We start from the raw sequence: 12,053 nt of genomic DNA on the forward strand, positions 1-12,053 counted from the left end.
GTTGCTCACCGTGCATGTACTCAGCGTGAGCTCCCTCAAGGGTGGTGTCGGCAAGACGACGGTGACGCTCGGCCTGACTTCGGCCGCGTTCGCCAAGGGACTGCGCACGCTGGTGGTGGATCTCGACCCGCAGTCGGACGTCTCGACCGGCCTCGACATCAACATCTCCGGCCACCTCAACGTGGCGGACGTCCTCGAGAACCCGAAGGAGAAGATCGTCCGTCAGGCGATCGCCCCCTCGGGGTGGACGAAGGGCTCCCAGGGCAAGATCGACGTCATGGTCGGATCGCCCTCGGCCATCAACTTCGACGGGCCGCACCCGTCCATCCGTGACATCTGGAAGCTCGAAGAGGCACTCGCCAACGTCGAGCAGGACTACGACCTCGTCCTCATCGACTGCGCGCCGTCGCTGAACGCCCTCACCCGCACCGCCTGGGCAGCGTCCGACCGCGTGACCGTCGTCACCGAGCCCGGACTCTTCTCGGTGGCCGCTGCCGACCGTGCCCTCCGCGCGATCGAGGAGATCCGTCGCGGGCTCTCCCCCCGCCTGCAGCCGCTCGGCATCATCGTGAACCGGGCCCGCGTGCAGTCGCTCGAGCACCAGTTCCGCATCAAGGAGCTCCGCGACATGTTCGGCCCGCTCGTGCTCTCGCCGCAGCTGCCCGAGCGGACCTCGCTGCAGCAGGCGCAGGGTGCGGCGAAGCCCCTGCACGTGTGGCCGGGTGAGTCGGCGCAGGAGATGGCGAAGAACTTCGATCAGCTGCTCGAGCGCATCATGCGCACGGGCAAGATCGGCCCGTACGCCGAGGGCGGCGCGGCCTAGGGCGCGTCGCGCCCGCTGGCGTGGGGCGTGGGGCGTGGGCCCGTTCGGCTTCGCCGAGCGGGCCTTTTCCGTCATGCTCGGGCGGCCGGACCGGCCGTTCTCGACCGCTCGGCGTCGGGCACGCGGCGTGTCCCGACCGCTCGCCGGCGAACCCGCAGCTCGGCTCCGGTGGGTCGCGCACGGCGCGTCGATTCATCCCTCCGTCGACTGCCAGGAGGCACGGCTCGCCTCCGCCCCGCCGCACACCTCCGGCACGCACCGCGTGGGCGGAACACGCCGCGGGCCGTCCGCCGCACGGGCGGAACACGCCGCGGGCACGTCCATCGAACGGGCGGAACACGCCGCCGGACCTCCGCCGAACGGGCGGAACACGCTGCGGGCCGTCCGCCGAGTGACGTTCCCCGGCAGGCCTCGTGCGGACGGACATGGGGCCAGCCGTCCGCCGAACGGGCAGAACACGCCGTGGACCGCTCGCCGAGTGGGCACGAACGGCCGCTGTGCGTCGCCGAGCGTGACGTATTTCGCCCGCTCGGCGCCGCGCGGGACTAGGACGCGCGGGAAGCCCGGCGGGCGGCGAGCTCGTCGTCGGGGTCGGCCGCCGGCGTCGCGTCGAGTTCGACCAGCGAGGACTCGACCTCGCGCAGGACCTTGCCCACCGCGATGCCGAACACGCCCTGACCCCGCGAGACCAGGTCGATGACCTCGTCGTCGGAGGTGCAGAGGTACACCGAGGCACCGTCCGACATGAGCGTCGTCTGCGCCAGGTCCGAGACGCCGGACTCGCGCAGCTGGTTCACGGCGGTGCGGATCTGCTGGAGGGAGATGCCCGTGTCGAGCAGGCGCTTCACGAGCTTGAGCACGAGGATGTCGCGGAAGCCGTACAGCCGCTGCGACCCGGAGCCCGCGGCCCCGCGGATCGTCGGCTCGACGAGCTCGGTGCGGGCCCAGTAGTCGAGCTGGCGGTAGGAGATGCCGGCAGCACGAGCAGCGACGGTACCGCGGTACCCGTTCTGCTCGTCGTGCTCGGGCAGACCGTCGGTGAAGAGCAGCCCGAGGTCGTACCGGGTCATCTCCGACTCGGTGCCGGGGGTGTCGTTCCCACTCATCAGGCTGCCTTCCACGACGATCGAGCTCCCAACTGAACGTTCAATGACGGGTTGAGAGTTGTTCCGAGGTCCACGGTAGCGACTCGGACCGCTCCGGCGCGGGACATCCGACTCGGCGCGTCCGGCGTGTCGAGGATACGCCCCACCCACCGACGCGCACCAGCGGTCGACGAGGGACGAGCCACGACGCGCGTCATGCGTCGAGACGCCCGATCGCCGTGCGGATGAGGTTCGACCGGATCACCTCGAGGTGGCCGGCGATCTCGCGCGCGAGCTCGGTCGCCTTCGCCCGGGACGTGGCGTCACCGCGGCGGGACACCGGCATGAGCGCGGACTCGATGAGCCCGACCTCGCGCTCGGCGACGCTGCGCATCGTGCGGAGGTGCCGCGGTTCGATCCCGGTGCGCTGGAGTTCGACGAGGGCCTTGAGCACCGAGACCCCGTCGTCGCCGTACGTGTCGGCAGCGGGCAGCAGCGACGCCGAGACCGCGTCGGCGAGGAGCATCGGCGAGGCACCGGCAGCCCGGACCGTCTCGTCGCGGGTGTAGCGCCGCTCACGCCCGAGGATGGACGGCTTCGGCGCGTCGCCGCCCCCGGGGAGGACCGGTTCACGCCCGGCGTCGAGGTCGGCCAGGTAGTCCTTGATGACCTTGAGCGGGAGGTAGTGGTCGCGCTGCAGCCCGAGCACGATCCGGAGCCGCTCGACGTCGGCCGCCGAGAACTTCCGGTAGCCGCTCGCGGTACGGATCGGGGTGACGAGCTCGCGCTCTTCGAGGAACCGGAGCTTCGAGCTCGACAGGTCCGGGAACTCCGGCTTGAGGCGTGCGAGGACCTGCCCGATCGTGAGCAGGTCCGGGACCGCGGACCCCGCCCGGGCCGCGGCGGACCGTGCGGCCACTACGCGGTCGCCAGGCGCGCCAGGTCGACCCGGGAGGCGTAGAAGGTCAGGCGGAACTTGCCGACCTGCACTTCGGACCCGTCGGTGAGGAGTGCTTCGTCGATGCGGACGCCGTCGAAGTACGTGCCGTTGAGCGACCCGTTGTCCTTCACGCTGAAGCTCGTGCCGTGGCGGAGGAACTGCGCGTGCTTGCGCGACACGGTGACGTCGTCGAGGAAGATGTCGGCGTCGGGGTGGCGCCCCGCCGTGGTGACGTCCGAGTCGAGGAGGAACCGCGCACCGACGTTCGGCCCGCGACGGACCACGAGCAGCGCCGACCCGGAGGGCAGCGCGTTGATCGCTTCACGTTCTTCGGCGGACACACCGGACTCGGCAGTGAGCGCCGCCCCCATGTCCATGCTGAAGGTCAGTGTGGTGTCGACCAGCCGCTGCTCAGGGGTCTTCTGACCGTCCGGCTGCGGGACCACTGGTTCTGGCATCGTGGACCTCCTCCTCTTGGCGCACCAGCGTATCGGAAACGAGCGGCCGAACGGGAGCCCCGAACGGGGCTGGGGACAACTCGGCAGAACGCGTACAGCGAACGTACCGGGAACACGGATGCGTCAGCGCCCGCGCGCGAGCAGCCACAGCAGGTAGGGCGCCCCGATGACCCCGGTCACCACACCGACGGGCAGCGCGTTCCCCGGGATCGCGAACTGCGCGATGAGGTCGCTCGCCAGCGTGATCGCGGCACCGACGGCGGCGGTCGACCCGAGGGCGACCCGTCCGCCCCCGACGAGCCTCCGGGCGATGGGGGCCGCCATCAGCGCGACGAAGGACACCGGTCCCGCGGTGGCCACGGCGGCGGCGGTCAGGCACACGGCGGTCAGCAAGAGCAGCACCTTCGCGCGGTTCGGCCGGAGCCCGAGCGCCGAGGCCACCTCGTCGCCGAGGGTCAGCACGGTGAGCCGCGAGGACTGCAGGAGGGCGAGTGCCGTGAACACGACGAAGACGACGGCGAGGACCCCGACGAGGTTCCGGTCGACGGCGTTCAGGCTGCCGGAGAGCCAGAGCAGCGCGGTGCCGGCCTGGGTGACCGTGCCGCTCGTGAGCATCCACCCGGTGATGCTCAGGCAGATCGCCGCGACGCCGATGCCCACGAGGACGACCCGGTTGCCGGTGATCCCCCGACGCCACGCGAGTCCGGCGATGACGAGGGAGACGAGGACCGCACCGACGAGCACCACCGAGAACAGGGTCCCGCCGCTCGCGCCGAACAGGACGATGGCGGTCAGGCCCGAGGCGCTCGCGCCCGAGGTGATGCCGATGACGTCCGGACTCGCGATGGGGTTCCGGACGACGCTCTGCACGATGCCCCCGGCCACGCCGAGCGACGCCCCCACGAGGATCGCGCCGGCGACCCGTGGGCCACGGAGCTGCCCGATCACGAAGTCCGAGACGGTGTCGCCGTGCCCGACGAGCGCGCTCGCGACCTGCACGGGCGAGAGCGGGATCTCGCCGACGCCGAGCCCGACGAGCACGAGGGCGACGAGCAGGACGAGGACGGCACCGAGCACGAGCCACTCGCGGCGCACGGCGGTCACAGGCCCTTCACCGCCCGCGACCGCACGAGCCAGATGAACACCGGCGCGCCGATGAGTGCCGTGACGATCCCGACCTGCAGCTCCCCCGGGTACGCCACGACGCGGCCGATCACGTCGGCGACGAGCAGCAGCGCCGGCGCGACGATGGCCGACAGCAGGATCGTCCACCGGTGGTCCGGCCCGCTCAACCGACGGACGGCGTGCGGCACGGCGAGCCCGATGAACGCGATCGGTCCGGCCGCCGCGACGGCCGACCCGGCGAGGAGCACGGTGACGACTCCCCCGACGGCGCGCACGAGCACGACGCGCTGCCCGAGCGACGCGGCGAGCTCGTCACCGAGCGCGAGCGTGTTGAGCGACCGGCCGAGGGCGAAGGCGATGACGAGTCCGACGAGCACCGGGACCGTGATCACGCCGGCGGTGCCGAGGTCCTTGCCGGCCAGCGCTCCGACCTGCCAGAAGCGCAGCTGGTCGAGGAGGCTCTGGCTCGTCACGAGCACCGCCGTGGTGATCGAGGACAGTGCAGCGGCGACGACGGCCCCGGACAGGGCGAGTCCGACGGGCGACAGCCCCCGACGGGCGACGGCGGCGATGCCGTACACGAGGAGCGCGGCGAGGGCGGCCCCGAGGAAGGCGAACGGCAGGTACGCGGCGGTGCCGCTGACGCCGAACAGCGCGATCCCGGCGACGACCGCGAGCGCGGCCCCGGAGTTGATGCCGAGGACGCTCGGATCGGCGAGCGGGTTCCGGGTGACGCCCTGCATGACGGCGCCGGCGACCCCGAGCGCGGACCCGGCGAGGAGTCCGACGACGGTGCGGGGCACGCGGTTGCCGAGCACGATCAGGCCGATCTCGTCGTTCCGTCCGGGGTGCAGGACGGTGTCGAGCACGGTGCCGAGCGGGATCGGACGGGAGCCGAAGGCCACCGAGAGCGCCACCGCCACGACGAGGACGACCACCGCCAGCACGGTGGCGCCGACGAGGCGGGACACGGAGCTGGGCGCAGGAGGGGTGGGCGACGGCGAACGCATGGGAAGTAAGGCAACCCTAACGGACGACGTCGTACGGCGACCCCCGAGCAAGCCGTGAGCAGCCGCAGGGTCCGTTCATAGGCTCGTCATGGGAACCGGGCCTGTACTCGTACCCATCGACGCCCGACCGGGCAGCCGAGGGACGACCGGAGAGCACTGATGAACGAGACCCCGAACCCCGCCGCCGACGAGAACGGCACCGCCCGCACCGACGCCGCGCAGCCGCAGGCCGGGGCGACGTGGGAGGCACCGCACGCCGACCCGTCGACCCTCCGCTCGGCCTACGCGTTCGACGGCAGCGGCCCGTTCCTCTACGGGCCCGACGGCTCCGGCCCCTACGGCTACACCCCGGACGGCCGCGGCCCGTTCCTCATCGGCAGCCCGTCGCTCCCCGGGTTCCAGCACGGCTGGGTGCACGGCGCCGCCGCAGCGAACCACGGCACGAAGCGGCCCCGGCGACTGGGCTTGATGATCGGCTCCGGCATCGCGGCCCTGGCGATCGTCGGTGCGGCGGGCGGGACCGCGCTCGGCCTGTCCTCGCAGCACACGACCACCACCTCGAGCCAGTCGCAGGGCACGACGCTGCCGGACACCGGATCGGGTTCCGGCACCGGCTCCGACGGCAGCGGCACGAACGGCTTCACGGTGCCGGGCGACGGCACCGGCAGCGGGTCGAGCGACGGCGGCAGCGGCACGAGCACCGAGTCCGCGGCGACCGCGGCGACGAGCGCCCAGAAGAAGGGCGTCGTGACGATCAACACCGTCCTCAACTACGACGAGTCGTCGCAGGCGGCCGGCACGGGCATGATCCTCACCTCGAACGGCACGATCCTCACGAACAACCACGTCATCCAGGGCGCGACGAGCATCACGGTCACCGACGAGACGACCGGCAAGGAGTACAAGGCCGACGTCGTCGGGACGGATGCCACCCACGACGTCGCGGTCCTCAAGCTCGAGGGCGCGTCGGGCCTGTCCACGGTGACGCTCGACGACGACGGCGAGCCGAGCACCGGCGACACCGTGACCGACGTCGGCAACGCCGAGGGCACCGGCAACCTCGTCGCCGCCGAGGGCACCGTGACCGCGACCGACCAGGACATCCAGGTGCAGAGCGAGTCGGGCACGGGCACCGAGTCGCTGCAGGGACTCATCGAGGTCGCGGCGGACATCGTCTCGGGCGACTCGGGCGGTCCGGTGCTCGACAGCGAGGGCGAGGTCGTCGGCATGGCCACCGCGGCGTCCTCGGGCACGGCGGACGTCACCGGGTACGCGATCCCGATCACCACGGCGAAGTCGATCGCGGACAAGATCCTCGCGGGCGAGTCGTCGTCGACGATCACCATCGGACTGCCGGCGTTCCTCGGGGTCGAGGTCAGCGGGACGGCTTCGACGGGCGGCGTCGCGGTCGCCGGCACGGTCGAGGGCTCCGGCGCCGCGTCGGCCGGTCTCGCCGCCGGCGACACGATCACGAGCATCGACGGCACGGCCGTGGCGAGCTCGGACGCGCTCACCTCGGCGATCCAGTCGCACTCGGTCGGGGACAAGGTGACGGTCGGGTACACCGACAGCACCGGTGCCGCGAAGACCGTCACGGTCACCCTGACCGCCGGCCCCGCGGCCTAGCAGAGAACGGCTCAGCCGAGCAGCGCCCGCACCACCGACCGGTACACGTTCGCCGGGGAGTCCGTCGTGAAGACGGTCTCCCCGGCGTCCGTGCGTCCGACACGCGCGAAGCCCTGCCCCGCCGCGTGCACGACGACGATCGGCTTCGGCTTGCCGGGCCGCCGCAGCGACGACACCGTCCACGGAGCCGCCCAGAAGCGCGCGAGCCGCGGGGCCGCCTCGGCGATCGCCGTCGGCAGGTCGGGGGCGGCGTCCGCCCCGGAGGTCCGACGCCCGAGCAGGTCCGCCCGGAGCGACCCCGTGCGGAACGGGAAGGTCCACGCCGGACCGATGCCGAGCCTCCCGGCAACGAGCGCGACCACGCGCTCGACCGGCAGCTGCGCGATCACCGCGCCCGCCTCGTCCGTCCCGTCCACGATGGTCTCCGACCAGGCCTGGAGGCGCGTGGCGCGCCCGTCGGGCAGCCGCTGTTCCAGGGTGACGGGCTGGGCATCGCCCTCCCACGGTGCGAGGAGCGCCTGCGTCGACTCGGGCAGGGTGCCGAGCCGGCCGACCAGGCCGGACTCGATGAGCTCGCGGCCGGCGGGCGTGCGGAGGAGCGTGGGGTTCCAGCGACGGCCGGCGAGCGAGCGCAGGGTGGCGAGGGCCTCGGAGCCGAGGTGGGTGCCCTCGAGGTCGGCGGCCGGTGCGGGCTCGGGCAGTGCCTCGAGGTCGCGCTGCACCCGCGACGGCGCCGGTTCGGTGGCGCGGACGCTGTCGAGCACGGCGAACACGAGGTCGTCGGTGGCGAGCATCCGGGCGAGGGGCCGCTCGATGGTGAGGTCGACGCGGTGCCGCCCGGTGACGAAGAGCAGGTGCGCTCCCGCGACGTCGCCGCCCTCGTCGGGCCGGACGTACTCGACGAGGCGCGCCGGCGCTCCCGCGGTCGTCCACGGGTCGGAGCCGATGAGTCGGAGCCCCTCGACCGAACCGGGGAGGCGTTCGAGCAGACTCGTGTGCTCCTCCGCGACGGTCCGGTCGCTCGGACGGGATCGGACGGTGAGCACGACGTCGTCGCCGGTGACGCGCAGGTCCGCCTGTGCCGAGTCCTCACGGCGCCACGCGTCGGGGCGGCGGAGGGTCAGGCGGGCGGTGCGGTCCTCGGTGCCGAGTGGGACGGGGACGGCCATGGCACGAGGCTACGTCGGGGCCGGTGCGGGGGCGGTGGCGGCTCGCCGGGGGCGCGCGCTTCCGGTGCGCGCGGGGTCGGACCGGCGGACTCAGGGGCGGCGCGGGCGTGGCGCGGGCGGCGGCGGGACCGGCTTCGCGGCGACGACGTCGGCGAGCGCCACCTCGACCGGGCCCCGGCGGGTGTCGATCGTCACGGACGACGCGGTCCGGGCGACGATGACCCCGAGCGCGTCCTGCGCTCCCCCGCCGTGGTGCGCCCGCACGACCACGCGGTCCCCGACCGCAGCGTCCCGGAGGACCCCGAGCGCCAGAGCCCGGGCGATCGCGTCCTGACCGGTGCCCTCCACGCCCCCAGCGTAGGGCGCGCCTAGAGTGTGGGGATGGCCAAGGCACGCGTGGACAGCTGGATCTGGGCGGTGCGGATCACGAAGACCCGCTCCGCCGCGACCGCCGCGTGCAAGGCCGGCCACGTCCGGGTGAACGGGGAGCGTGCGAAGCCCGCGCAGCCGATCGGCCCCGGGGACGAGGTCCGGGTCCGGCAGAACGGGTTCGACCGGATCGTCGTCGTCACGGGGATCATCCTCAAGCGGACGAGCGCACCCGAGGCCGCGAAGCACTTCGAGGACAAGACCCCGCCGCGGCTCCCCAAGGAGGAGGCCGGCTTCGTCCCGATGCGCGACCGCGGCGCCGGACGCCCGAGCAAGCGGGAGCGCCGCGACCTCGAGAAGCTCCGCGGCTACTGACCCCGCCGTCCCGCCAACGCCATCAGACGAAGCGGACGGTCTGCTGCAGACGGTCGCGGACCTCGAACACGTCGACGCTCCCCTCGGGCGACCACACGCCACCCAGTACCTGCCCGAGCGCACTGCGGCGGACGACGAGCGCCGTGGGTTTCCGGGGGGAGCCGACGACCTGCACGTCCTCGTCCACCGCGGAGTCCGGCACCACGAGCAGCCGGCCGGTGAAGCGCACCCGGGTCTGCTTCTGCACGGCGCGGGCGGCCCGGACGAGTTCCTTCACGGGGCGCTCCCCCGGTGCCAGGGTCTCCCCCGTGATCTCGCCGTGCTCGACGCGGACCGGGGCGCCCCAGTCGATCGACTCGACGGCCCACAGGCCGCTCGGGGTGAGGACCGCGTGGTCGAGCTTGCCCTCGGCCCCCGCGTCGAGGTCGTGCCAGACCGTCACGCCGATGCCCATCTCGGAGACGATCGACGCGGTCGCCTCCTCGGCGAGCGCCTCGGCCAGCAGCCGTCGGATGTGCCGGGGAGCGGAGCGGATGAGCGTGGGGTCGTAGGGGTCCTCGATGGGGTCCCCGAGGCCGACCCACTCGCGCTCGGCCTGCAGGAAGACCTCGCGCGATCGCCCGCCGGGATGTCCGTGGGACCGGGCCCGCGGACGTGCATCGCGACGCGCTGCCGGGGGTGCGTAGGCGTCGCGGCCGGTGTCGCTCCTCCAGGCGGAGGAACCGGACGGGCCGGACGCGCTCTGCTGGCTGCCGCGCTGGGATCCCGCGTCGTAGGCGCGGCGTGCGGCGGGGGTGCCGATGCGTTCCCAGGCGATCTGGACCTGGCGGAAGCGGCGGGCGTCGCCGCCGAGGTCGGGGTGGGACTCGCGGGCGGCGCGGCGGTAGGCGCGGCGGAGTTCGTCGTCGTCGGCGGTCGCTCGGACGCCGAGGACTTCGTACGGGGTGGCGTCGGCCGGGCTGTCGGTCATGGCCCTGCGACATTACCCGAGGGAGCGTCGGAGTCCGCCGCGTGGCTGCTGGGTGCTGCCTGGAGGCGCGGGTCGGGTCCGGTACGTCGGCGCCGGGTCTGCGACGAGGCACCTGTCGATCGACCGGTGCGGTGTCGCGGACGGCGTGCGGGACCGGGATGGTCAGGCGACGGCGAAGGAGACGGGGGCCGCGAGGAACGATCCGTACCGGTCGGCGGCGGCCTCGAGGGCGCGGACCGCACCGGCGTCGAGCGGCTCGAAGGGCGTGACGGTGACCCGGACGTCGCGGGTGCGCTCGGTGCGGCTCCAGGTCCCGACGACCCGACCCCGCACGACGGCCATCGGCAGGAACATGCCGTTGGCACCGGGGACGACCCGGTCGGCGTGCACGGGGTCGAGCTGGACGGAGCGGTCGGCGTACCCGAGGAGGTACTCGTCGAACCCGGGCAGGAGGTGCCCGGTCGGCACGCCCCCGGGGTCGGGTCGGTCGGCGAGGGCGAGGAGTCCGTCGCCGAGGTCCTCCACGGCGTCGCCGGCCACTGATCGGGCACGCCGGACGTCGCCGAGCGGCAACTTCGTCCACGAGGCGGTGTCGGCCTCGGTCACCGGGCCCCTCCCGCGCAGGTGACCGATCAGCACCCGCCGCAGGGCCTCGTCGCGGTCGGGCAGGTCGGCCGTCGCCGGTGCCCACTCGTCGAGGAGCACGAGCCCCTGGCCGACGCGGGCGGTGGGCCCCCAGGCGACCATCCCCTCGAGCGCGAGGCGGAGCAGCACGTGGTACCCCAACCCTCGCGTCGGGTCGATGCCGGCGGCTCGGTAGACGTCGAACAGGTCGTCGCGCACGAGTGACCGGCCGCCGGACAGTGCGTCGGCCGTGGCGTCCCGGGCGGTGCGGAGGACGTCGTCGTCGATGCCGAGCTCGGTCGCACGCCGGGCGATGGAGCGGATCGTCCGATCGGCGGTGAGGGAGAGCAGCAGTCGGAGGTCGTCGGGGCGCATCGCGTGCAGGGTGCCGCGCATCGGCCACGAACGGACGACCTCGCCGCGGTCGAACGCGGCGCGGACGTCGTCGCGCGTGGACCCGGGAGCGCGGACGCCGATGGCCCAGGTGACCTGCCCGAGGTCCTGCCCCTGGACGGCGAGCATGCGTTCCACCACCGCGCTCGGCCCGAGCCCGGGCACGGCGATCCCCTGGGCGGCGAGGCGCATCGCGCGCAGCTGGGCCGGTGTGGTCGTCATGGCACCAGCATCGCCGTCGCGGTCAGGCGACGGCCGCGGTGATCTCGTCGGCGTGCTGCTCGATGTACGCCACGTCGGCCCGGTAGAGGTCGGCGTGCCCGTGCTGCAGGTCGCTGACGAACTTCGGGTTCCCGGCCGCCGCCTCGGTCTCCATGGTCGTGACCAACGCGACGAGGGAGCCGAGGATCGTCTCGGCGAGGACCTCGCGCGACCGGGCGTCCAGCTCGTAGGCGCGGCAGAACTCGGCGGCGCGGTCGAGCCGTTCGTCGAGCGACGGCGCGGTCGACCCCTCGACGACGCCGGTGGTGAACGGCGCGAACCGGTACACGGCACTGGCCACGTCCCAGACCCGCGGCCCGGGGTGCGCGGTGTCGAAGTCGATGAGCCCGACCGCGGCGATGCCGTCGTAGACGCAGTTGTACGGCGCGAAGTCGCCGTGCACGATCGTCTCGGCGGGGTACCGCTCCGCCTGGGACCAGACGTCGCGGTCGTCGTCGCGCGTGAAGGTGGCGGCGGCGTCGTGGTAGTGCCGCAGCAGCCGGGCGGTCGTGACGAGGGCGGCCTCGCTCGCGACGTCGGCCGTCCACGGGTACTCCCCCGCTTCGCCGGGGACGAACGAGACGGTCTCGAGCGTGTGCCCGAGCTCGATCGGTTCCGGTGCTGCGACGAACCCCTGTTCGTGCAGGTGGGCGAGCAGCCGGTGCACGGTCGGCGTCCACGGCCCTGCCGGGCGGTGCACGCGATCGTCGGCCCTGGTGATCCGCTCCATCGGAACCTCCTGTTGTACGTCTCCGTTGACGTGGTGGCCCAGCGTATCCGCCCGTGCGCCCCGGTGTCGCGGTCCACGTGTGAACAGCGCGTGAC

The 12,053-nt window shown here is 73.3% G+C and carries 13 protein-coding genes; 3 read left to right on the forward strand and 10 right to left on the reverse strand.

The window, feature by feature from the left end:
- The first annotated feature begins 10 nt into the window (after positions 1–10).
- Positions 11–823 (forward strand): ParA family protein, encoded by an 813-nt coding sequence (locus tag WFH25_RS05805; protein ID WP_070418636.1) that lies wholly within the window; start codon positions 11–13, stop codon positions 821–823.
- A gap of 545 nt (positions 824–1,368) precedes the next feature.
- Here WFH25_RS05805 and WFH25_RS05810 read toward each other — a convergent pair.
- The 5 genes from WFH25_RS05810 to WFH25_RS05830 all read right to left on the reverse strand — a co-directional run bounded on the left by WFH25_RS05810 (position 1,369) and on the right by WFH25_RS05830 (position 5,441).
- Entirely contained in the window at positions 1,369–1,929 is a 561-nt protein-coding gene (locus WFH25_RS05810) for a MerR family transcriptional regulator (protein ID WP_070418635.1), read from the reverse strand.
- Between the two features lie 193 nt (positions 1,930–2,122).
- Positions 2,123–2,827 (reverse strand): transcriptional regulator FtsR, encoded by a 705-nt coding sequence (gene ftsR / locus WFH25_RS05815; RefSeq protein WP_070418634.1) that lies wholly within the window; start codon positions 2,825–2,827, stop codon positions 2,123–2,125.
- Positions 2,827–3,306: an FHA domain-containing protein gene (locus WFH25_RS05820; protein ID WP_071294956.1), complete on the reverse strand. Its 480-nt coding sequence runs from the start codon at positions 3,304–3,306 to the stop codon at positions 2,827–2,829. Before WFH25_RS05820 ends, ftsR begins: the two co-directional genes overlap by 1 nt.
- A 123-nt stretch (positions 3,307–3,429) precedes the next feature.
- The gene (locus tag WFH25_RS05825; RefSeq protein ID WP_309886810.1) at positions 3,430–4,410 is read right to left on the reverse strand and encodes a FecCD family ABC transporter permease; all 981 of its coding nucleotides are present in this window, start codon (positions 4,408–4,410) and stop codon (positions 3,430–3,432) included.
- Positions 4,407–5,441 carry an iron chelate uptake ABC transporter family permease subunit gene (locus tag WFH25_RS05830; protein ID WP_139201873.1) on the reverse strand — a complete coding sequence of 345 codons (1,035 nt, stop codon included), beginning with the start codon at positions 5,439–5,441 and terminating at the stop codon, positions 4,407–4,409. Before WFH25_RS05830 ends, WFH25_RS05825 begins: the two co-directional genes overlap by 4 nt.
- Positions 5,442–5,600: 159 nt before the next feature.
- Between WFH25_RS05830 and WFH25_RS05835 the strand changes: the two genes are divergently transcribed.
- Positions 5,601–7,067: a S1C family serine protease gene (locus WFH25_RS05835; protein ID WP_254790752.1), complete on the forward strand. Its 1,467-nt coding sequence runs from the start codon at positions 5,601–5,603 to the stop codon at positions 7,065–7,067.
- Positions 7,068–7,078: 11 nt separating this feature from the next.
- Here WFH25_RS05835 and WFH25_RS05840 read toward each other — a convergent pair whose 3' ends face one another.
- Positions 7,079–8,236, reverse strand: coding sequence for a hypothetical protein (locus WFH25_RS05840; RefSeq protein WP_336697081.1), 1,158 nt, complete (start codon positions 8,234–8,236; stop codon positions 7,079–7,081).
- 90 nt (positions 8,237–8,326) lie between these two features.
- Positions 8,327–8,584, reverse strand: coding sequence for a hypothetical protein (locus tag WFH25_RS05845; protein WP_217642532.1), 258 nt, complete (start codon positions 8,582–8,584; stop codon positions 8,327–8,329).
- A gap of 33 nt (positions 8,585–8,617) precedes the next feature.
- Here WFH25_RS05845 and WFH25_RS05850 point away from each other — a divergent pair, with 33 nt between their 5' ends.
- Positions 8,618–8,980 carry an RNA-binding S4 domain-containing protein gene (locus WFH25_RS05850; protein ID WP_070418630.1) on the forward strand — a complete coding sequence of 121 codons (363 nt, stop codon included), beginning with the start codon at positions 8,618–8,620 and terminating at the stop codon, positions 8,978–8,980.
- Between the two features lie 22 nt (positions 8,981–9,002).
- Here WFH25_RS05850 and WFH25_RS05855 read toward each other — a convergent pair whose 3' ends face one another.
- The 3 genes from WFH25_RS05855 to WFH25_RS05865 form a co-directional block, all read right to left on the reverse strand.
- Positions 9,003–9,950, reverse strand: coding sequence for a J domain-containing protein (locus tag WFH25_RS05855; RefSeq protein ID WP_070418629.1), 948 nt, complete (start codon positions 9,948–9,950; stop codon positions 9,003–9,005).
- A gap of 162 nt (positions 9,951–10,112) precedes the next feature.
- Positions 10,113–11,189 (reverse strand): winged helix DNA-binding domain-containing protein, encoded by a 1,077-nt coding sequence (locus WFH25_RS05860; protein WP_336697082.1) that lies wholly within the window; start codon positions 11,187–11,189, stop codon positions 10,113–10,115.
- A 22-nt stretch (positions 11,190–11,211) separates the two neighbouring features.
- A complete protein-coding gene (locus WFH25_RS05865) occupies positions 11,212–11,958 on the reverse strand; it encodes a phosphotransferase enzyme family protein (RefSeq protein ID WP_070418627.1) in 747 nt (248 codons plus the stop codon).
- Positions 11,959–12,053: the final 95 nt, after the last annotated feature.

Source organism: Curtobacterium sp. USHLN213 (genome assembly GCF_037144815.1).
GTDB lineage: Bacteria > Actinomycetota > Actinomycetes > Actinomycetales > Microbacteriaceae > Curtobacterium.